Annotated in this window: 14 protein-coding genes; 10 read left to right on the plus strand and 4 right to left on the minus strand. The window is 68.7% G+C overall.

Annotation, left to right across the window (positions count from 1 at the left end; translation table 11 throughout):
• Nucleotides 1–412 precede the first annotated feature (412 nt).
• Nucleotides 413–8,761, plus strand: coding sequence for a GH36-type glycosyl hydrolase domain-containing protein (locus RN02_RS23565; RefSeq protein WP_236695219.1), 8,349 nt, complete (start codon nucleotides 413–415; stop codon nucleotides 8,759–8,761).
• Here RN02_RS23565 and RN02_RS23570 read toward each other — a convergent pair.
• Nucleotides 8,744–9,688, minus strand: a complete 945-nt coding sequence (locus RN02_RS23570) for a slipin family protein (RefSeq protein WP_082033872.1) — start codon at nucleotides 9,686–9,688, stop codon at nucleotides 8,744–8,746. The two genes, RN02_RS23565 and RN02_RS23570, sit on opposite strands and share 18 nt — an antisense overlap.
• A 72-nt stretch (nucleotides 9,689–9,760) precedes the next feature.
• Nucleotides 9,761–11,668: a class I SAM-dependent methyltransferase gene (locus tag RN02_RS23575; RefSeq protein ID WP_236695220.1), complete on the minus strand. Its 1,908-nt coding sequence runs from the start codon at nucleotides 11,666–11,668 to the stop codon at nucleotides 9,761–9,763.
• Between the two features lie 242 nt (nucleotides 11,669–11,910).
• On the opposite strand from RN02_RS23575, the gene RN02_RS33770 reads away from it, so the two are divergent.
• The 5 genes from RN02_RS33770 (at nucleotide 11,911) to RN02_RS23590 (ending at nucleotide 14,872) form a co-directional block, all read left to right on the plus strand.
• Nucleotides 11,911–12,057: a hypothetical protein gene (locus RN02_RS33770; RefSeq protein ID WP_159458830.1), complete on the plus strand. Its 147-nt coding sequence runs from the start codon at nucleotides 11,911–11,913 to the stop codon at nucleotides 12,055–12,057.
• A gap of 175 nt (nucleotides 12,058–12,232) precedes the next feature.
• Nucleotides 12,233–13,069: a BON domain-containing protein gene (locus RN02_RS23580; protein ID WP_043317268.1), complete on the plus strand. Its 837-nt coding sequence runs from the start codon at nucleotides 12,233–12,235 to the stop codon at nucleotides 13,067–13,069.
• Between the two features lie 67 nt (nucleotides 13,070–13,136).
• Nucleotides 13,137–13,349: a hypothetical protein gene (locus tag RN02_RS23585; protein WP_043317270.1), complete on the plus strand. Its 213-nt coding sequence runs from the start codon at nucleotides 13,137–13,139 to the stop codon at nucleotides 13,347–13,349.
• 93 nt (nucleotides 13,350–13,442) lie between these two features.
• Nucleotides 13,443–13,589, plus strand: coding sequence for a lmo0937 family membrane protein (locus RN02_RS33445; protein WP_135499832.1), 147 nt, complete (start codon nucleotides 13,443–13,445; stop codon nucleotides 13,587–13,589).
• 77 nt (nucleotides 13,590–13,666) lie between these two features.
• Nucleotides 13,667–14,872, plus strand: a complete 1,206-nt coding sequence (locus tag RN02_RS23590; RefSeq protein WP_052267813.1) for a DesA family fatty acid desaturase — start codon at nucleotides 13,667–13,669, stop codon at nucleotides 14,870–14,872.
• Here RN02_RS23590 and RN02_RS23595 read toward each other — a convergent pair.
• Complete coding sequence (locus RN02_RS23595) at nucleotides 14,818–15,573, minus strand: Crp/Fnr family transcriptional regulator (protein ID WP_043317272.1); 756 nt, start codon at nucleotides 15,571–15,573, stop codon at nucleotides 14,818–14,820. The genes RN02_RS23590 and RN02_RS23595 overlap by 55 nt on opposite strands.
• A gap of 167 nt (nucleotides 15,574–15,740) precedes the next feature.
• Between RN02_RS23595 and RN02_RS33450 the strand changes: the two genes are divergently transcribed.
• Genes RN02_RS33450 through gnd form a run of 4 tightly spaced genes read left to right on the plus strand, consistent with a single transcriptional unit; the run spans nucleotide 15,741 to nucleotide 19,680 of the window.
• Nucleotides 15,741–15,887: a lmo0937 family membrane protein gene (locus RN02_RS33450; protein WP_135499833.1), complete on the plus strand. Its 147-nt coding sequence runs from the start codon at nucleotides 15,741–15,743 to the stop codon at nucleotides 15,885–15,887.
• Nucleotides 15,888–15,895: 8 nt separating this feature from the next.
• Nucleotides 15,896–17,230 carry a glucoamylase family protein gene (locus RN02_RS23600; RefSeq protein ID WP_052267814.1) on the plus strand — a complete coding sequence of 445 codons (1,335 nt, stop codon included), beginning with the start codon at nucleotides 15,896–15,898 and terminating at the stop codon, nucleotides 17,228–17,230.
• Nucleotides 17,230–18,741, plus strand: a complete 1,512-nt coding sequence (locus RN02_RS23605; protein WP_043317274.1) for a mercuric reductase — start codon at nucleotides 17,230–17,232, stop codon at nucleotides 18,739–18,741. Before RN02_RS23600 ends, RN02_RS23605 begins: the two co-directional genes overlap by 1 nt.
• Nucleotides 18,742–18,774: 33 nt before the next feature.
• Nucleotides 18,775–19,680 (plus strand): phosphogluconate dehydrogenase (NAD(+)-dependent, decarboxylating), encoded by a 906-nt coding sequence (gnd, locus tag RN02_RS23610; protein WP_043317276.1) that lies wholly within the window; start codon nucleotides 18,775–18,777, stop codon nucleotides 19,678–19,680.
• Here gnd and tkt read toward each other — a convergent pair.
• The gene (tkt, locus tag RN02_RS23615) at nucleotides 19,667–21,739 is read right to left on the minus strand and encodes a transketolase (RefSeq protein ID WP_043317278.1); all 2,073 of its coding nucleotides are present in this window, start codon (nucleotides 21,737–21,739) and stop codon (nucleotides 19,667–19,669) included. The genes gnd and tkt overlap by 14 nt on opposite strands.
• Nucleotides 21,740–21,753 lie beyond the last annotated feature (14 nt).

Below are 21,753 nucleotides of genomic sequence, written 5' to 3' on the forward strand. Positions count from 1 at the left end.
CATTCAGCCTTCGATTCACTGCCGCCTGTGTGCGGCGTTACCCCGGACTGGCAGCGACTCGTTCCAGTGCCTAGCTGAAGCCGACCTGCTCGCCGAATGGCGGACGCCGCCGTCGCTTTGCTTCCTATCGCCCGCTCACCCGAGTCGAGGCCCCGGCATCTGCATCGTCACCGTTGACTCTGCCTTTTGCTAAAGGGCCAAGGCTTTTGCCACGGATTCCGGAGCCTTGCCTATGAAATCGTTTTTCCGCCGGGCCTTTGCCCGCAGCCGTTCATTCCCTCCCTGGGACAGCCTGACCCCTGTACGCGAAGAGCTGTTCGGCGTCGAGCGGCTCGAACAGCATGCACAAAGCCTGGCCCTTGCCCAGCAGGTGACGGAGCGTCCGCCGTCGGTGTTGCCCCTGCATGTTCGCATGAACGATAACGCAGCTGCCCTGCTGACGGCCTACCGGGCCAGTGCCGCCGAGCTGGAGGGCGGCCATGCGGTGGTACCCGCCGCCGAATGGCTGCTGGACAATTACCACATCGTCGAAGAGCAGATCCGCGAGATCCGCGATGACCTGCCGCCGGGCTACTATCGGCAGCTCCCCAAGCTCGCCGAGGGGCCGTTCGCCGGTTACCCGAGAGTCTTCGGGCTGGCGTGGGCCTTCGTCGCACATACCGACAGCCACCTGGACGTGGACCTGCTGCGGCGCTTCATCAGCGCCTACCAGCACATCCAGCCGCTGACCATCGGCGAGCTGTGGGCGGTGGCGATCACCTTGCGCATCGTGCTGATCGAGAACCTGCGCCGGCTCGCCGAACAGATCGGCAGCGGCCGGGCGGCCCGGGCCGACGCCGATGCGCTGGCCGACCGCCTGCTGGTGGCCGGGTGCGCCCGTTCGGCGCTGGATGCTGACATCGCCCAGCGCCCGCGGGGACCGCTGTCCGAGCTGTTCGCCGCGCAACTGGCCAAGCGCCTGCGCGACCAGGACCCGCGTACAACCCCCACGCTCGGCTGGCTGGAGGAGCGCCTGCGCGAGCAGGGCACCACGGTCGAGGAGGTGGTGCAACACGCGCAGCAACGCCAGGGCGCCTCGAACGTCACGGTACGCAACGTGATCACCAGCATGCGGCTGATTTCCGACACCGACTGGGCCCGACTGTTCGAGAGCGTCAGCCTGGTGGACGCGCATCTGCGTGCCGGCAGCGCCTTCGCCGCCATGGATTTCCCAACCCGCAACCTCTATCGCAACGCCATCGAGCAATTGGCGCGCGGCTCCAGGCTCAGCGAACTGCAAGTGGTCGACCAGGTACTGGCGGCCACCCGCCAGACCGCCCGTGACGGTCTGGCGGGTGTCGAGGCCTGCCGCGCGGCCGATCCGGGCTTCCACCTGATCGCCGAAGGACGTCCGGCGCTGGAGCGCGCCATCGCGTTCCGCGCGCCGTTGCGCCTGTGCCTGAGCCGCTTCAACGTACGCCTGGGCATAGGTGGCTACATCGGCGCCATCCTGCTGCTCAGCGCCCTGTTGCTGGTGCTGGCGGCGCAGCTCCTGCACCGCCCGGCACTGCCCTGGGGCTGGATGCTGGCGTTCCTGCTGTGCCTGTGCGTGCCGGTGACCGAGGCGGCAACCGCCCTGGTCAACCGCCTGGTCACCTGGAGCTTCGGCGCCATCACCCTGCCGGCGCTGGAGCTGCTGGACGGCGTACCGCAGGCCCTGCGCACGCTGGTCGCCGTACCGACGCTGCTGACCAGCGAGGCCGACCTGCTGGAGCAGATCGAGCGCCTGGAGGTGCACCATCTGGCAGGCATCGGCGGAGACCTGGCGTTCGTCCTGCTGCTGGACGGGGTCGATGCGCAAGAGGAGGTGCTGGACAGCGATGGGCCTTTGCTCGCGGTGGCGGCCGAGGCGATCGGGCGCCTGAACCAGCGTTATGGCCCCGGCCCCGGCGGCCAGCGCTTCTTCCTGCTCTACCGGCGCCGGCGCTTCAATGCCGCCGAGGGCTGCTGGATGGGCTGGGAGCGCAAGCGCGGCAAGCTGCACGAGCTGAACCGCCTGCTGCGTGGCGCAACCGACACCAGCTTCCTGCCGCTCGCCGGGGAGCCGCCACGGGGCCCGGCCGAAGTGCAACTGGTCATCACCCTCGATGCCGATACCCGCCTGCCACGGGAAGCGGCGCTGCGCCTGATCGGCAAGATGGCCCACCCGCTGAACCAGCCGCGCTTCGACGCGGCGTTGCAACGCGTGGTCAACGGTCATGCGGTGCTCCAGCCGCGGGTGACGCCATCGCTGCCGATGGGCGGCGAGGGCTCGCTGTACCAGCGGGTGTTCTCCGGCCCCGCCGGCATGGACCCTTACGCGGCGGCCGTATCGGACGTCTACCAGGACCTGTTCGGCGAGGGTTCCTATACCGGCAAGGGTATCTACGACGTGGATGCCTTCGAGGCCTCGCTGGCCGGCCGGGTAGGGGATAACCGCCTGCTCAGCCACGATCTGTTCGAGGGCATCTTCGCCCGCGCGGGGCTGGCCTCGGACGTCGAGGTGGTCGAGGAGTCGCCGTCGCGCTTCGACGTGGCCAGCAAGCGCATGCACCGCTGGACCCGCGGCGACTGGCAACTGCTGCCATGGATGCTCGGGCACTGGACGGGACCGCATGCGGTCCCGCTGATCGGCCGCTGCAAGATGCTCGACAACCTGCGCCGCTCGCTGGTCGCCCCCTTCGCCCTGGCCGGCCTGCTGCTTTGCTGGTGGCTGCCGCTGCCGCTGCCCCTGGCGCTGCTCGCCACGCTGCTGGTGCTGGTTATCCAGGCGATCCCAGCTTTGCTACCGATCGCCTGCGCACTGCTGCCGGCGCGCAGGGGCATCCGCCTGCGCACTCACTTCGCCATGCTCGGAGCCGACCTGCGGCGTACCGCGCTGCAGATGCTTCTGTCGCTGGCCTTCCTGCCCAGCCAGGCATGGAGCATGGGCGATGCCATTGTCCGTACCCTGTGGCGGACGTATGTCAGCCAACGGCACCTGCTGGAGTGGACCACGGCCGCGCAGTCGTCGAGCCGGCCACTGCCCGGCTGGCCCGGCAGCTACCGGCAGATGGCGGCGGGGACCACGCTGGCATTGCTGGCCGGGCTCGCCGGGCTGGCCCTGGCGCCGGCGAACTGGCCGCTGGTTCTACCGCTGACGCTGCTCTGGCTGGGCGCACCGGTTCTCGCCTGGCACAGCAGCCGGCCAACCCGCGTGGCCCGGCGGCTGAGCCTGTCGCTGGAGGACGCCGAGGCCCTGCGCCTGACCGCCCGGCGTACCTGGCGTTTCTTCGAGACCTTCGTCACCCCGGCGGACAACCTGCTGCCGCCGGACAATTTCCAGGAGCAGCCCAAGCCGGTGCTGGCGCACCGCACCTCGCCGACCAACATCGGCCTCTACCTGCTCTCGACGGTGGCCGCGCGCGATTTCGGCTGGGCCGGCGCCCACGAGACGCTGGCGCGCCTGGAAGGTACCCTGGCGGTGCTGGAGAAACTGCCGCGCAGCCACGGCCATTTCTTCAACTGGTACGGCACCCGCGACCTGCGTATCCTCGACCCGATGTACCTGTCCTCGGTGGACAGCGGCAACCTCGCCGGGCACCTGATCGTGCTCACCAACGCCTGCGAGCAATGGTGCGACCAGCCGACGGTGGCCCAGGCGCGCCAGGGCCTGCTGGATGACCTGCAACTGGCGCTGCAGGTCACCGATGGCATCGCCGGGCCGTCGCTGGCCGGTGGCGAGCCGTTGCGGCAATTGCAGGCCGAACTGGAAGAGATCCACGTCGCCCTGAGCGGCCCGCAGGCGCTGGATGCGCTGCTGCCGAGCCTCGGGCGCCTGGCCGAGAAGGCCGCCAAGGCGGCCGGCTGCCTGGTGCCGGCCGGCGAGGATGGCGCCGTGGGCGACCTGCTGTACTGGATCCAGGCCCTGCGCAAGGCCCTGGCCGAGCACAGCCGCGACCGTCTGCCGGTCTATCGGGACGGGTTGGCCGGGCGCCTGCAGGCCGCGGCCGACACTGCCCGGCGGCTGGCGCTGGAGATGGACTTCGGCTTCCTGCTCAACCCGGAACGCAAGCTGCTGTCGATCGGCTATTCCGTGGACGACAACCGCCTCGACCCGAGCTGCTACGACCTGCTGGCCTCCGAGGCGCGCCTTGCCAGCCTGTTCGCCATCGCCAAGGGCGACCTGCCGACCCGCCACTGGTTCCGCCTGGGCCGTACCGCGACGCCGGTGGTCGGCGGTTCGGCGTTGATCTCCTGGTCCGGCTCGATGTTTGAGTACCTGATGCCGTCGCTGGTCATGCGCGCACCGGCCGGCAGCCTGCTGGAGCGGAGCAATGGCCGGGTGGTGGCGCAGCAGCAGGCCTACGGCGCCGCCCTGGGCATCCCCTGGGGCATTTCGGAGTCGGCCTACAACGCCCGCGACCTGGAATTCACCTACCAGTATTCGAATTTCGGCGTGCCGGGGCTCGGCCTCAAGCGTGGGTTGGCCGAGAACGTGGTGGTCGCGCCCTATGCCACCGCGCTGGCGGCGATGGTCGACCCGCAGGCGGCACAGCGCAATTTCGAACGCCTGGCGGACATAGGCGCGCTCGGCCGCTACGGCTACTACGAGGCGCTGGATTTCACCCGTTCGCGGCTGCAGGACGAGGAAAACGTGGCGATCGTGCGCAGCTTCATGGCCCACCACCAGGGCATGAGCATCGTCGCCATCGCCAATACCCTGCAGGACGGGTGCATGCGCAGCCGCCTGCACCGCGAGCCGATGATCCAGGCCAGCGAGCTGCTGCTGCAGGAGCGCGTGCCGCGCGACGTGGCGCTGGCCCATCCGCGCGCCGAGGAGGTCACGGTGTCGGCCAGCGAGGGCCGTGGCGAGGCGTCGACGCTGCGCCGCGTCGAGGCCGCGCTCGGCGGACCGCCCATCACCCATCTGCTCTCCAACGGCCGCTACGCGCTGATGCTCACCGCCACCGGCGGCGGCTACAGCCGTTGGGGTGATATCGCCGTGACCCGCTGGCGCGAGGATGCCACCCGCGACGACTGGGGCAGCTTCATCTTCCTGCGCGACACGCAGAGCGGGGCGCTGTGGTCGCCGACCGTGCAGCCCAGCGGGCAGGCGGTGGAGAACGGCGAGGTGCTGTTCGACGAGGACCACGCCGAGTTCATCCAGCGCGACGCCTCGCTGGTGACCACCCTCGACGTGCTGGTGTCCGGCGAGGACGACGGCGAGGTGCGACGGGTTTCGCTGACCAACCACGGTCGCCGCCCGCGGGAAATCGAGCTGACTTCCTATGCCGAGGTGGTGCTCGCGCCCCCGGCCGCCGATGCCGCCCACCCGGTGTTCTCGCGGATGTTCGTGCAGACCGAGTACCTCGCCGAGTTCGGCGCGCTGGTGGCCACCCGTCGCCCGCGCTCGCCCGGTGATACGCCAGTGTGGGCGGCGCATTTCACCGTGGTTGAGGGCGAGCTGAGCGCCGAGCCGCAGTACGAATCCGACCGCGCCCGCTTCCTCGGCAGGGGCCGCAGCCTGCGCGAGGCGCAGGCGATCCACGCGCACCGGCCGCTGTCGAACAGTCAGGGCAGTGTCCTCGACCCGATCTTCTCGCTGCGCCAGCGCTTGCAGGTGGCACCCGGCAAGGTCGCGCGGGTGGCGTTCTGGACCCTGGTGGCGAGCTCCCGCGAGGCGCTGCTGGACCTGATCGACAAGCACCACGAGCGCAGCGCCTTCGAGCGCGCCAAGACCCTGGCCTGGACCCAGGCCCAGGTGGAGCTGCGCGACCTGGGCATCGACGTCGAGGAGGCCGCGGACTTCCAGCGCCTGGCCGCGCCTATCCTGTACGCCGACCGGCGTTTCCGCGCGCCGCCCGAGGCGCTCCGGCGCGGCGCCGGGCGCCAGTCGGGGCTGTGGCCGCTGGCGATTTCCGGCGACCTGCCGATCGTCCTGTTGCGCATCGACGAGATCGAAGACCTGGCACTGGTGCGGCAATTGCTGCGCGCCCGCGAATACTGGCGTATGAAGGGCCTGGACATCGACCTGGCGATCGTCAACGAACGCGCCTCGTCCTATGTGCAGGACCTGCAGGTGGCCATCGAGACCGCCGTGCGCAGCAGCCCGTCGCGCCCGCGTGCCGACGGCCAGGCCCTGCGCGGCGGCGTGTATACCCTGCGTGCCGACCTGATGACGCTGGAGGCTCGGGAGCTACTGCAATCGGTGGCGCGGGTCAGCCTGCCGGCCCGCCGCGGCTTGATCGCGGCGCAGCTCAGCCACCTGCCGCCGGCCGAGCTGCGCGTGCCACCGACCCGGCACGCCCAGGCAGCCGCCCCGGTCTTGCCGGCGGCCGCCGGCGAAAACGGCGAGCGGCCGGAGTTCTTCAACGGCCTGGGTGGTTTCGACCGCGATGGCCGGGAGTACCGCATCGATCTGGACGGCGAGCGCACCACCCCGGTGCCGTGGATCAACGTGATCGCCAACCCGGCTTTCGGCTTCCAGGTCTCGGCCGAGGGCAGCGGTTACACCTGGGCCGGCAACAGCCGGGACAACCAGCTCAGCCCCTGGTCCAACGACCCGGTCGTCGATCCGCCGGGCGAGGCCTTCTACATCCGTGACGAGGAGAGCCGGGCGCTGTGGAGCGTCACCGCGCAGCCGATCCGCGACGGCGGGGCCTACCATTGCGTGCACGGCTTCGGTTACAGCCGCTTCAGCCATTGCGCCCACGGCATCGAGGCGGAACTGCTGCAGTACGTGCCGCTGGACGATCCGCTGAAAATCTCCCGGCTGACCCTGCGCAACACCTCCGGACGCACGCGCCGGCTCTCGGTCACGGCCTACGTGGAGTGGGTGCTGGGGACCGCGCGCGGGGCGTCGGCGCCGTTCATCCAGACCGAGGTGGATGCCGCCAGCGGCGCGCTGCTGGCGCGCAACCCCTGGAGCATCGCCTTTGCCGACCCGCTGGCCTTCGCCGACCTCGGCGGCCGGCAGAGCGCCTGGAGCGCCGACCGCAGCGAGTTCATCGGCTATACCGGCAGCCTGGCGGCGCCACAGGCGCTGCTGGGCACTGCGCCATTGTCCGGGGCCTGCGGCGCCGGGCTCGATCCCTGCGCGGTCCTGCAGTGCGTGGTCGAGCTGGCCGCCGGCGAGTCTGTCGAGGTGCTGGGCCTGCTCGGCCAGGCCGGTTCGGCCGGCGAGGCGCGCGAGCTGCTCCAGCGTTACCGCGCGGCCGACCTGGATGCGCTGCTCGCGTCGGTGACCGCGCACTGGGAAGGGCTGCTCGGCGCGGTCCGGGTGCGTACGCCGGATCGCGCCATGGACCTCATGCTCAATGGCTGGCTGCTGTACCAGACCCTGGCCTGCCGCATCCATGCGCGCTCGGCGTTCTACCAGGCCAGCGGCGCCTATGGCTTCCGCGACCAGTTGCAGGACTGCCTGGCGCTGTCGTTCGCCTGCCCGGCGGAAACCCGCCGCCACCTGCTGCGCGTCGCCGGCCGGCAATTCGTCGAGGGCGACGTGCAGCACTGGTGGCTGCCGCAGACGGGGCAGGGCGTGCGTACGCGGATCTCCGACGACCGGGTCTGGCTGGCCTATGCCTGCGCCAGCTACATCGAGGCCTCGGGCGACGGCGCTGTGCTGGATGAGTCGGTGGCCTTCCTCGAAGGGCCGCAACTGCGCCCCGGCGAGAGCGATGCGTTCTTCCAGCCGCTGCCGGCGGAGGAGAGCGCCTCGCTGTTCGAGCACTGCGCCCGCGCCCTCGACCAGTGCCTGGAACTGACCGGCGCCCACGGCCTGCCGCTGATCGGCGGCGGCGACTGGAACGACGGCATGAACCGTGTCGGTGCCGCTGGCCAGGGTGAAAGCGTCTGGCTGGGCTGGCTGCTTCTGCATACCCTGGGGCGCTTCGCCGCCCTGGCCGATGGCCGTGACGACGAACGTGCCGCGCACTGGCGCGAACATGCGGGGCTGCTGCAGCATGCCCTGGAGCGCGACGCCTGGGATGGCCAGTGGTATCGCCGGGCGACCTTCGACGACGGCACCTGGCTGGGTTCGGCGGCCGGCGAAGAATGCCGGATCGACGCCATCGCCCAGTCCTGGGCGGTGGTCTCCGGCGGCGCCGACCCGGTGCGCGCGGCCATTGCCATGGACGCCCTGGAGCGCTGGCTGATCCGCCAGGAAGACGGCCTGGCCCTGCTGTTCACTCCGCCCTTCGACCACACGCAGCGCGACCCCGGCTACATCAAGGGCTATCCACCGGGCATGCGCGAGAACGGCGGGCAATACACCCACGCGGCGATGTGGAACATCCTCGCGCTGGCGCGCCTGGGGGAGGGCGACAAGGCCGCCGGGCTGTTCGCGCTGCTAAACCCCATCAACCATGCGCTTACGCCGGATGCGGTGCAGCGCTACAAGGTCGAACCCTATGTGGTCGCCGCCGATGTCTATTCGGTCGCCCCGCACGTTGGCCGGGGTGGCTGGAGCTGGTACACCGGCTCCGCCGCCTGGATGTACCGGGCCGGCGTGGAGGGCATTCTCGGTTTGCGCCGGGAGGGCGCGAACCTGGTCGTGGACCCGTGCATCCCGAGGGATTGGCCGGGCTTCGAAGCCAGTGTCTCGCTGGAAGGCTGCCGCTACGGGATCAGCCTGGTGTCCGCCGGGCTGCGCTGCCGCGGCATACAGCGGGCGCTGCTCGACGACAGGCCGTTGTCTTGCGATGAGGGCGCGATACGCGTCCGACTGCAGGCGGGCGAGCACCGTCTACAGCTGTTCCTTTGACAGCGCCTCGTCGAGGCGGGCTGCCTGGCGTCTTTCCTCGAGCACCTGGCCATTGCCGTGGGGCCGCTCGTGCGCCGTACCGGCGTATACCACGCCGGGCTGTGCCGCCAGGGACGCGGCGACGGCGGCCGGGTTCATGCTGTCGACCATCGCGCTGGGAATCAGGATGGTCGTGCCGCGTTCCTTGGTGGTCTCGTAGATGATGTTCATCGCCCGTAACTGCAGGGCCGAGGGCTGGCTGGCGTAGACCTTGGCGGCCTCGACGAAGCGCCCGGCGATTTCCGCCTCGGCCGAGCCGAGGATGATCCGCGCCTGCTTCTCGCGTTCGGCCTGGGCCTGGCGCGACATGGCGTCCTGCAAGGCTTCCGGGATGGCCACGTCACGGATTTCCACGGAGGTGACGGTTACGCCCCATTCCAGTGTCTTTTCGCCGATCTCGCGGCACAGCTGCCGGTCGGAGCTGCGGCGGTCGGAGAGCAGCGCGGCGAGCATCGACGAGCCGATCATCTCGCGCAGCGAGGTCTGCGCCACGCGGTCGATGGCCTGGCGGTAGTCGGTGATCGCCAGCGCGGCTTTGCGGGCGTCATGCACGTGCCAGAAGATGATGGCGTCGACGTTCACCGGCACGGTGTCGCGGGTCAGCGCCTGTTCGGCGTTGAAGGCGGTGGTCTGGATGCGTTCGTCGATCACCGCGACCACGCTGTCCAGCACCGGGACGATGGCGAACAGGCCCGGGCCGTGGACACCCTGCAGCCTGCCGGCGCGCAGCACCACGAATTTCTGCCAGGTGTTGGCCATCTTCAGTGCCTGTGCGACCACCAGGGCGCAGGCCAGCAGGGCGATGCCGGCCGCCAGGTGGTCGCTGTAGAAGAGCACGGCGCCGATGGCCGTGAGCACGGTGACGATGAACAGGGTGATGGGGTTCATGGTGGGACCTCCGGTGGTGCGATGATGGGTTCTCCCTTGACGCTGCGCGTGGGGCGTTCGCTCGTCTGTGCGCTATGACACCCTTGGCGTTGTCGCGGCGCGGTACAGGTGCCGCCGGGTCAGCGGCAGCGGGCTGGTGGCGCCGTCGGCGCGGCGGTTGGCGAGAATCTGGTAGACGCTGAGGCCGCCGGCTTCGAATTCCAGCGCGCTGGCCGCCATGTACAGGCGCCAGGTGCGGTAGATCGGCTCGGTGACGTGCTGCAAGGCCTCCGCGTGCTGCTGTTCCAGGCGCGCGACCCAGTGCCTGAGTGTCAGCGCGTAATGACGGCGCAGGGCCTCGACGTCGGTGATCTCGAAGTCCGCGCGCTCCATGGCGCGTTGGATGTTGCCGACGCTGTCCAGTTGCCCGTCGGGGAAGATGTAGCGGTTGATGAAGCGGGTGCCGGTGGTGGTTTTCCAGCCCTCGCGGGTGTTGGTGATCCCGTGGTTGAGGAACAGCCCGCCGGGCTTGAGCAGGCGCTGCACGGTGGCGAAGTACAGCGGCAGGTTGGCCAGCCCGACGTGCTCGAACATGCCGACGCTGGCGATCTTGTCGTAGCGGGCGGCGCCTTCGAGGTCGCGGTAGTCGCACAGCTCCACCGTCACCCGGTCTTCCAGGCCGGCCCGGGCGATGCGTTCGCGGGCCAGCTCCAGCTGTTTGCGGCTGAGCGTGATGCCATGGGCGCGCACGCCGTGATAGCGGGCGGCATGGATGATCAGCGCACCCCAGCCGCAGCCGATGTCCAGCAGTTGTTCGCTGGGTTGCAACAGCAGCTTGCGGCAGATGTGTTCGAGCTTGGCGTGCTGGGCCTGCTCCAGGTTGTCGCCGGGTTGTTCGAAGTAGGCACAGGAATAGACCATGCCGGCGTCCAGCCAGAGGCCGTAGAAGGCATTGGAGACGTCGTAGTGAAAGGCGATGGCGTCGCGGTTCTCCTGTTTCGTATGGCTTCTCACCGGGCGCCGGTAGCCTCCGGGGAGGGTTTCGCCGCTGCCGGCACAAGGCAGCAGCAAGGCCTCCAGGCCGATGCGCAGGCGCTGGTGCCAGGGCAGCGGGTTGTCCTGCAGCAGGTCCTTCATGCCGATGGCGGCGAACAGGTCGCCTTCGACGTCGATGTCGTCGCGCAAGTAGGACTCGACCAGGCGCAGTGGGTCGTGCCCCAGCACCAGCGCCTGGACCGCCGCGGGAGTACGGCAGACCAGGGTGAAGCGCGGTGCCCCGGCGTTGCCGAAATGCAGCTCGCCGCCGTCCCACAGGCGGATGGTGAAGTCCGCGTCGGTACCGCGCAGCAGGCGTTGCAACAACCGGCCCGCGGCTTCGGCGGCCGGCGAGCGTGGTGGCGCCAATCCGGCCGCCTTCGCTGTGCCCGGTGTGGGGCGGCCGCGCACCAGCGCCTGGCGGTCGCTGCCCAGCAGGCGGTCCCAAAAGCCGCTGGTCACCCCGTAGTGGCCAGGCTGCGCCAGCGTGCCATGGTGCCGGGCGTGGTAGCGCCGGCGCCCTGACAGCCAGCGATTGTCCATGCCGTGCCAGTGGTGCAGGGCGTGATGGGTGATCGAGTAGAGCAGGTAGCCGACGAGCACGCCGAGGGTGAGCGCCCCGGCGCGCCAGACATCGAGTAGCAGCAGGGCCGGCAGGAACACCAGCAGCGCCATCAGCGGGGCGCTGAGCAGCACGGGTATGCCGATCAGCGCGGTGGGGCGTCGGTGATGCTGCAGGTGCCAGTCGCGAAATGGCTGCAGGCCATGCAGCACGAAGCGGTGCAGCAGGTATTCGAGCAGCGTCCAGCCGAACAGGCCGAGCAGCGCGAGGAGCAGGCTCTGCAGACGCAGCACGGGTGGGCAGAAAGCTGCGAGCAGGCCCGCGAGGGCCAGGCTGGCCAGGCCATAGAGAATGAAGTCGGCGAGGTAGGCCGCCGGGCTGTGCTCCAACTTGAGCAGCTTCATGCTGGTCCCCGATCGGTGAGGGCGAAGGCTCGGGAATGGGCCTTCGGACTGAGCTTCCAGCATCCGTAATGGCGGCATCGGTGGTCTGTCTGCTAGCGCACGCAGGGCGGGGCGCTGAGCGCTATTGCGGTCTTTTGCTACGGATAAGTGCGTCGGCGCACCGACGCCTAGGGGGCATGCCTGTCACTGTCTCACTCCCGGTCTCCTCGCAGTTTCGCGAATCCCGGCACACAGAGGTCAGCATGAACAGAACGAACAAGCACAATCCCGGTAGCGGTTCTCCCAAGGCCGCTGAAAAAGCTCGTCCGCAATCACCGACCGATACCCGCACGGAACGCACGCAGGAAACCAGGCCCGGCATGAAAAAGGCCGAGCCCAAGGAAGCCTGACGGCCACAGCCCTCTCCGACGCGCCATTGTGGCGTGTCCCCGGAACGGCACCTTGCGCCGACCCTAGGTGCGAACCTGCCGCCCTGCTGCTGCCATGCAGGCAGCAGTGGGCTGCAGGTCCCAGGGATGGGCCGCCCAGGGGCGGACGCAACGCTATCCCTGGTGGAGAAACAGCATGCACAGTTATTTCCGCAAACTGCGGTTGGCGTCCTGCATCGCCATGGCGCTGGCGGCGGGCGGCCCGGCCTTCGCCGCAAGCCCGACCTCGCAGGAGGTCATGGACGCGCGGCAGGAATCGCAGATCGCCACGACTTACTCCCTGAGCCCGTACCTGCGTGACAACGGCCTCGAGGTCTCGGTGCTCGACGGCAAGGCCACCGTGCGCGGCACCGTGGAGGAAAGCACCAGCAAGGACCTGGCGACGCAGATCGCCATGGGGGTGAAGGGGATCAAGTCGGTGGACAACCAGATACTGGTCAAGCCCGACTACCTGCCGCCGAAGCAGGATGGCGTCCGTGGTTTCGGCCAGACGATCGACGATGCGAGCATTACCACCGCGGTCAAGTCGAAGCTGCTGTGGAGCAAATACACCGATGGCCTGTCGACCAACGTCGAAACCACCGCCGGCAAGGTGACCTTGCGTGGCACCGCCACGAGTTCCGCTGCACGTACCGCGGCCGGCCGCCTGGCTTCGACCACCCAGGGCGTCGTTGCGGTGGACAACGGCATCCAGGTCAGGGCCGAACAGCCGAACACCGCGCTGGCCACTGGCAAGAGCACGGCGAATGCCGCCGGGCAGGGCATCTCCGACAGCTGGATCACCACCAAGGTGAAATCGACCCTGCTGTACTCGCGCAACGTCAGCAGTTCGGATATCACCGTGAGCACCCACAACGGCATTGTCACCCTCAGCGGTGGGCTGGGCAGCCGAGCGGAACGGAGCCTGGCCATCGAGCTGGCGTCGAACGTGCGGGGCGTCAGGGAGGTGCAGGCGAAGGGACTGCGGTACTGACCCGCTAACCTCGGGCCGGAGCCGCGCCCCTGCGGCGCTGGCCAGATTCCATTTTCCCGAGGCTCCCATGAAAAAGACCATCGAAACGACTGGCAAATCGACGCCGACACCCAACGAAGGCGGCGAGCAGATGCCCGGCGGGGAGTACGGCTCGCCCGCTGAGCGCTACTCCTTCCGCGATCGCGCCAGGCGGCCGGCGCCACCAGCGTCTGCGCAGGACCACGACGCCGACCCGGCGCCGCTCCTGCAGGAAGAGCGCGCGCCGCCCCCTGATGAATGACTCCGGCCTCGACGCTTTTTCTGCGTGCGTTGACGAACAGACGCGCAGGCCAAGGCTGCCCAGACTGAGGCTGTCGATAGCGGAGGTGCCAAAATGCTCGAAACCATTGCAGTTCTATTGATCGTCCTGTGGGTGCTCGGGTTGGTCACGTCGTACACCCTGGGTGGTTTCATTCACATCCTGCTGATCCTGGCACTCATGGCCGTGGTATTCCGGGTGCTACAGGGCCGGCGGCTCTGATCCCGGGAGCCGAGCCCAGTGCCCTGCGGGTGGCTCCATGAAGGGGCCGCCCGCACTCACCATGAGGCAACGCCGCCATGTGGTATTCCGGCCTTCTCGATCTGTCGGTGTGGCAACTGATTGCCGTCACGCTGCTGCTCACCCACTTCACCACGCTCAGCGTCACCCTCTATCTGCATCGGTACTCGGCGCACCGTTCGCTGGAATTGCATGCCGCGCTGAAGCATGTGTTCCGTTTCTGGCTATGGTTGAGCACCGGGATGATCACCCGCGAGTGGACCGCCATCCACCGCAAGCACCACGCCCGCTGCGAAACCGCCGACGACCCGCATAGCCCACGCTACAAGGGGCTGTACCGGGTTCTCTGGCAAGGCGCGGAGCTGTATCGCGAAGAGGCAAGGAACCCGGAGACGCTGCGCCTGTACGGCAAGAACTGCCCGGATGACTGGCTGGAGCGGCACCTGTATACCCGCTTCCCCAACGGCGGGGTGACGCTGATGGCGCTGCTCGACCTGGCCCTGTTCGGTGTAGCCGGGCTGACCGTATGGGCCGTACAGATGATGTGGATCGCCTTCTGGGCCGCCGGCGTGGTCAATGGCCTCGGCCATGCCGTCGGCTACCGCAACTTCGAATGCCGCGGCGCCGCCACCAACCTGGTGCCCTGGGGCCTGGTGGTGGCCGGCGAGGAGCTGCACAACAACCATCACACCTACCCCAACTCGGCCAAGCTGTCGGTGAAGCCCTGGGAGTTCGACCTGGGCTGGGCGTGGATCCGACTGTTCAGCGGCCTGGGACTGGCCCGGGCGGTCAGGGTGGCGCCTGTCGCCTACCGGCTGCAGGGCAAGCGCAGCCTGGATGCGGACACCGCCATGGCCATCTTCAACGATCGCTTCCAGGTCATGGCGCAGTACCGCAAGCGGGTCATGGCGCCGCTGGCGGCGCAGGAGCTGGCCAATGCCGACGCCTCGCTGCGTCGCTTGATCCGGCGCGCCCGGCGACTACTGGGGCGCGAGCCGAGCTTGCTGGACGAACGCCAGCAGGCGCTCGTCAACGCTACGCTGCAGGTGAGCCAGGTACTGGGCCTCGCCTACGAACGACGCATGGCCCTGCAGCGGATCTGGGCCAGGGCCGCCGGGCCGGGGCTGGGCGAGGCCATCGTGCAGTGGGTGAGCGAGGCGGAAGCCAGCCAGTTACAGGCGTTGCACGAGTTTGCCGGGTTGTTGCGGACCTACTCCTTATGTCGTTGCCCCCCGGAAGGGGCGGCTGGCCGGGTGGGGACATAGGGCAGCAGGCGGTCGGTTTCCTTTTTCACCACCGCGTAGCACTCGCAGCTCAACTCCTCCAGCCTGGCCCGGTCGAGCACGGTGATGCGCCCCCGGCTGTACTCGATCACCCCTTGCTTCTGCAGCTTGCCGGCGGCCTCGGTGACGCCTTCGCGGCGTACGCCGAGCATGTTGGCGATCAGCTCCTGGGTCATGGTCAGTTGGTTGCTCGGCAGGCGGTCGAGGGACAGCAGCAGCCAGCGGCAGAGCTGCTGGTCGATGGAGTGGTGGCGGTTGCACACCGCGGTCTGGGCCATCTGGGTGATCAGCGCCTGGGTGTAGCGGAGCATCAGCTGGAGCATCTCGCCGTGGCGGTTGAACTCGTCCTTGATGCGTCGCCCGGACAGCCGGTAGACGCTGCCGGCGCTCTGCACGATGGCCCTGCTCGGGGTGCTTTCGCCGCCCATGAACACCGCGACGCCGATCAGGCCCTCGTTGCCGACCACCGAGATTTCCGCCGAGGCGCCGTTCTCCATCACGTACAGCAGCGAGATGATGGCGTCGGTGGGGAAGAACACGTGGCGCATGGCGTCCCCGGATTCGTAGAGAACCTTGCCGAGGGGCAGGTGCTGCAGTTCCAGGTGGGGGAACAGGCGCTCCTGCACGGTGCCCGGCAATGCGGCCAGCAAATGGTTCTGCAGGGGGGAGGGGGTCTCTTGCATAACAGCATCCTTCTTCAGGGAGAAAGCCTTTCCTCCGCTCTTTAGCATACACCTGGCTCTGCCGTTGGCCAGCCGCCCTGGGTACGCTGGCGCACAGACCGGCACGGTTGCAGGCGCCCACGCTGGGGTGTCATGCAATTCCTGCCGATGGCAGGGGGAGAACCGGCATGCTCGAAGGCATAGTGGTCGTCCTGGCCGCCCTGTGGTCGCTGGGGATGATGACCTCGCACACGCTGGGCGGCTTTATCCACCTCCTGCTGGCCCTGGCGCTGCTTGCCCTGGTGCTGCTGATCGAGCGGGCACCCCGGTCGTAGCCGGCGAAATGGACCTGTGCATCCCGTATTCGCCGACACAACTTTCCACGCTACCCGCCGGGAGGCTGCTGGAGCGGTTGCAGTGCGCGGCCTTCACCTATTTCCGGGAAAACCTGAACCCGCGCAACGGGCTGCTGGCTGACACTTCGCGCCCCGGTTCTCCGGTCAGCATCGCGGTGGTCGGTTTCGCCCTGAGCACCTACCCGCTGGCGGTGCGGCACGGCTGGTTGACGCGTGCCCAAGCGCTGCGCTCCAGTCTTGCGGCGTTGCGATTCTTCGCCACCAGTGAGCAGAGCGACAAACCCATGGCCAGCGGCTACAAGGGCTTCTACTACCACTTCCTGGATTTCCATAGCGGCACGCGGGCCTGGCGTTCGGAGCTGTCGATGATCGACAGCGCGCTGCTGATCGCCGGGATGCTCGCCGCCGGCGAATTCTTTAGCGGTGCCGACGCTGCAGAACGCGAACTGCGAGGCCTGGTCGAGCGGCTCTACCGGCGTGTCGACTGGTGCTGGGCGCAGGGCGGCGAAGCGACCATCCGCCAGGGCTGGAAGCCCGAGTGTGGCTTCCTGCACTACGGCTGGGAGGGCTACAGCGAGGCCATCCTCCTGTATGCGCTGGCTCTTGGCTCGCCCAGCCAGCCGATAGCTGCCGACGGCTACCGCGCCTGGACCGCCACCTACCAGTGGGAGAACCTCTACGACCACGACTACCTGTATGCCGGGCCGCTGTTCATCCACCAGTTCTCCCATGCTTGGATCGATTTCCGCGGCATTCGCGACCCGTTCATGGGCGAGAAGCGCTCGGATTACTTCGAGAACAGCCGGCGTGCCGCCTACATCCAGCGCGAATACGCACGGCGCAACCCACATGGGTTCGCCGGCTACTCGGAAAACTGCTGGGGCCTGTCGGCTTGCGACGGGCCGAGCGACGAACGGCCCGACCTGACCAACGAACGCCGCCGGCTGTTCGGCTATGCCGCCCGCGGCGTACCCTACGGCCCCGATGACGGTTCACTGTCGGCACCGGCACTGCTGGCGTCGTTGCCCTTCGCCGCGGAAATCGTCCTGCCAGCGCTGCGGCACATGCTCGCGTACTACCCAGAAATGTGCCGCGAAGGGCGCCTGGCCAGTAGCTTTAACCCGGGTCTGGCCGGCGCCGACGGGCGCGCCTGGGTGTCTGCCGGGCACTTTGGGCTGGACCAGGGCATCGTCCTGCTGATGATCGAGAACCACTGCAACCAGGGGCTCTGGCAACTGATGCGGCGCTCGCCCTACCTGCGCACCGGCCTGCGCCGCGCCGGGTTCCAGGGTGGCTGGCTGGATGCACGGGGAGCGAGCTGATGGCTGACGATGACCGGCCTGCGCAAGCTACCGCCGAGGCGGGCCTGGTGGCCAACGTACCCCCGCCGCAGTGGCGCAACCCCCGTGCCAGCGGGCGCTACCACTTGGTGATCGTGGGTGCCGGCCCGGCCGGCCTGGCCGCGGCGAAAACCGCGCTGGCGCTGGGGGCTCGGGTGGCCCTGGTGGAGCGCCGGCTGATCGGCGGCGATTGCCTGAACGATGGCTGCGTGCCCTCGAAGACCTTGATCCGTACTGCCCGTCTGTACGCCGAGATGCGCGATGCACAGCGCTGTGGCGCGCGGGTGCCAGGAGATATCCAGGTCGATTTCGCCGCGGCGATGGCACGCGTGCGGCATATCCGCAGCCACCTGAGCGTGGCGGAGTCGGCGCTGCGCTTGCGTGCGCTGGGCGTCGAACTGTTTTTCGGCGAGGCGTGTTTCGTCGGCCCCGACACCCTGGCGGTCGACGGGCAACTGCTGCGCTTCCGCAAGGCCCTGGTCGCCACTGGTGCCCGGCCGAGCGTGCCACTGATTCCCGGTCTGGCAGAGGCCGGCTACCTGACCAACGAGAACGTCTTCGACCTCCTCGACCTGCCACGGCGGCTGCTGGTGATCGGCGGTGGACCACTGGGTTGCGAACTGGCCCAGGCATTCTGCCGCCTCGGCGCGCGGACCAGCATAGTGCAGGATCTGCCGCTGTTCCTCGGCAACGAGGAGCGTGACGCCGCGCAGTTGTTGTCCGACGCCTTCGCCCGTGACGGCATCGAGGTACGCCTGAACACCCGGGTGCTGGGCGTGTGCTCGGTGGCCGGAGAAAAGCGCGTCGAGTTGCTCAGCGACGATTACCGGCACACGCTTGCCGTCGACACCATCCTCACCGGAATCGGCCACTCGCCGAACGTGCAGGGGCTGGGTCTGGAAGTCGCCGGCATCGACCACGGCGCCGTCGATGGCATCCGCGTTGACGATTTCCTTTGCACCAGCAACCCGAATGTCTACGCCGCCGGCGATGTCTGCCTGGAACACAAGTACACCCATACGGCGGCGGCCTCGGCGCACATCGCCGTGCACAATGCGCTGTTCCGCGGCCGTCGGCGGATGAGCGCGCTGGTCGTGCCCTGGTGCACCTTCACCGACCCGGAGATCGCCCATGTCGGGCTCTACGTGCGCGAGGCCAACGAGCGGGGCATCCCCGTGAAGACCTTCACCATCCCGATGCACGAGGTCGACCGTGCGGTGACCGACGGCGAAACCGACGGTTTCGTGAAAATCCACGTCGGCGAAGGCAGCGACCGGATTCTCGGAGCGACCATAGTCGCCCGGCATGCCGGCGACATGATCAACGAGGTCACCCTGGCCATGGTTGCGGGCATCGGCCTGCGCAGCCTGTCCAGGGTGATGCATGCTTACCCGACCCAGGCCGAGGCGATCCGCATGGCGGCCGACGCCTACACTCGGACTCGCTTGCCGGCCCGGATCAGGGCGCGCCTGACGCGCTGGCTGGAGCGTTGAACGGTTACCCACGGCCCTCAAGGAGGACTTCCCATGAAACTCGGCATGATCGGACTGGGGCGCATGGGCGCCAACATGGCCCAGCGTCTGCTGCACGGCGGCCACCCGGTGGTCGGCTTCGACCCCAGGATCGAGGCCCGCGTGGCCCTCCAGGGGCAGGGCGCGGAAACCGTGGACTCCCTGGTCGCTCTGGTGGCGAAGCTGCCGCCGCCGCGGGCGCTCTGGCTGATGGTCCCCGCTGGCGAGGTCACCGACGCCATCCTGGATGGCCTGCGGCCACTGCTGCAGGCCGGCGATACCCTGGTCGACGGCGGCAACTCCCGCTACCAGGACAGCCAGCGTCGGGCCGCGAGCTTCGCCGGGCAGGGTATCGGTTACGTGGATTGCGGCACCAGCGGCGGCGTCTGGGGCCTGGCCGAGGGCTACAGCCTGATGATCGGCGGCGACGAGGCGGTGGTGGAGCGCCTGTCCCCGCTGTTCGAATGCCTGGCGCCGGCGCCCGGTCGCGGCTGGGGACGCGTTGGCCCTGCTGGGGCAGGGCACTTCGCCAAGATGGTGCACAACGGCATCGAATACGGCTTGATGCAGGCCTACGCCGAAGGCTTTTCGATCCTGCGCCAAAAGCACGATTTCGACCTCGACCTGCAGCAACTGGCGGACATCTGGAGCCATGGCAGCGTGGTGCGTTCCTGGCTGCTGGAGCTGACCGCAAAGGCCCTGGCAGAACACCCGAGCCTGCACGACATCACGCCCTACGTCGCCGACTCCGGCGAGGGCCGCTGGACGGTGGACGAGGCCATCGCCCTGGGCGTGCCTGCGCCGGTCATCACCCAGGCTTTGATCGCCCGCCTGCGTTCGCGCGATGCCGAGTCCTTCGCCGACCGCCTGCTGGCGGCGCTGCGCAACCAGTTCGGCGGCCACGAGGTCAGAAAGGAGTAGATCCTGCCCGGCAGCGGGTGAGCACGGCCTCGGCGCGAGCGCAGACGTTGTCCACGCTGAAGCCGTATTCGCGTAGCAACACCCTGGCCGGTGCCGAGGCACCGAAACGCTCGACGCTGAGCATCTCGCCGTAGGCGCCGATGTATCGCTCCCAGCCCTGGCGCACGCCCAACTCGACTGCCAGCCGTGCCGTTACCTGAGGCGGCAGCACAGCCTCGCGTTCGGCCTGCGATAGCGCTTCAAACAGTTCCCAGCAGGGCATCGACACGCAGCGCACGGCGATGCCTTTGCCCTCCAGGCGCCCGGCGGCGGCGAGGATCAGCGTTACCTCCGAGCCACTGGCCAGGAGGATCAGCTCGGGCGGGGCGGCCACCGGATCGCTGAGCACGTAGGCGCCTCGCCGCAGCCCCTCGGCGGCGGCGTAGCGCATGCGGTCGAGGGTCGGCAGCGCCTGCCTGCTGAGCACCAGCAGCACCGGGCGGTCGCGGGTCTCCACGGCGACCCGCCAGGCCACCGCGGTTTCGTTGGCGTCGGCGGGGCGGATCAGCAGCAGGCCGGGGATCGCCCGCAGGCTGGCCAAGTGCTCCACCGGTTGGTGGGTCGGGCCGTCCTCGCCAAGGGCCAGGCTGTCGTGGCTGAACACGTGGACCAGGTGAAGGCCCATCAGTGCCGCCAGACGCAGCGCCGGACGCAGGTAGTCGGAGAACACCAGGAAGGTGGCCCCGTAGGCGATGAAGCCGCCGTGGGCAGCCAGGCCGTTGAGCATGGCGCCCATGGCATGTTCGCGCACGCCAAAGTGCAGGTTGCGCCCTGTGCGGCTCCAGCCGGCGCTATCGGAGCCCTGCAGGTCTTCACCCGCCGCCGGTGCCGTGTTGAAGTCGCCCAGCCCCTTGAGGGCGGTCCGGGTCGAGGGATCGAGGTCGGCGGAACCGCCGACCAGTGCCGGTAGCCGCGCAGCGATGGCGTTCATGACCTGGCCGGAGGCATCGCGGCTGGGCAAGCCCCTGGCATCGGCGGGAAACACCGGGATGTCGGCGTCCCAGTCGGCCGGCAGTTGCGCATCGAGGCGTTGCGCCAGCTCCTTGGCCAGCACCGGAAACGCCTGCGCGTAGGCTGCCATGCGTTGGTGCCAGACCGCCTCGTCGCCGGCACCGCGTTGCAGGGCCTGGTGGAAGTGCGCGAGGACCGTGTCCGGTATGAGAAACGCCGGTTGTGCAGGCCAGCCCAGCCTGGCTTTGGTCAGGCGCACACCCTCGACGCCCAGCGGTGTGCCGTGGGCCTTGAAACTGTCCTGCTCGGGCGAGCCATAGCCGATGTGCGTGCGCACCAGGATCAGCGAGGGGCGGGAATCCTGCGCCTGGGCGGCGCGCAGGGCCGCCTCTAGCTCGTCGAGGTCGTTGCCGTCCTCGACCGCCTGGGTGTGCCAGCCGTATGCGGCGAAACGCTGCGCGCGATCCTCGCTGAAGGCGATGGCGGTGCCGGCGGACAGAGTCACGCTGTTGTCGTCGTAGAGGCAGGTGAGCTTACCCAGGGCGAGATGACCGGCCAGAGAAGCGGCTTCGCTGGCCACGCCCTCCATCAGGTCGCCGTCGCTGACCAGGGCGAAGGTGCGATGGTCGATCACGCTGTGCCCGGGGCGGTTATAGCTCGTGGCTAGTTGCTCCTCGGCCACGGCCATGCCCACCGCGTTGGCCAAGCCCTGGCCGAGAGGCCCGGTGCTGATTTCGACGCCGGCGGTATGCCCGCGCTCGGGGTGGCCAGGGGTCTGGCTGCGCCATTGGCGGAAGCGCTGCAACTGCTCCAGAGGCAGGTCATAGCCGCTAAGGTGCAGCAAGGCGTAGAGCAGCGCCGAGCCGTGCCCGGCGGAGAGGACGAAACGGTCGCGGTCGGGCCAGTTAGGGTTGCTTGGGTTGGTTTTCAGCCAGCGGGTCCACAGCACGTAGGCCATGGGAGCGGCGCCCAGGGGGAGGCCGGGATGGCCGCTGTTGGCCCGTTGCACCATGTCCACCGCGAGGAAACGCAGGGTATCGATGCATTGCCGATCGAGGACGCTGGACATGATGGCCTCCGCAG

Origin of the sequence: Pseudomonas sp. PI1 (assembly GCF_000812405.1) — a bacterium.
GTDB lineage: Bacteria > Pseudomonadota > Gammaproteobacteria > Pseudomonadales > Pseudomonadaceae > Pseudomonas > Pseudomonas citronellolis.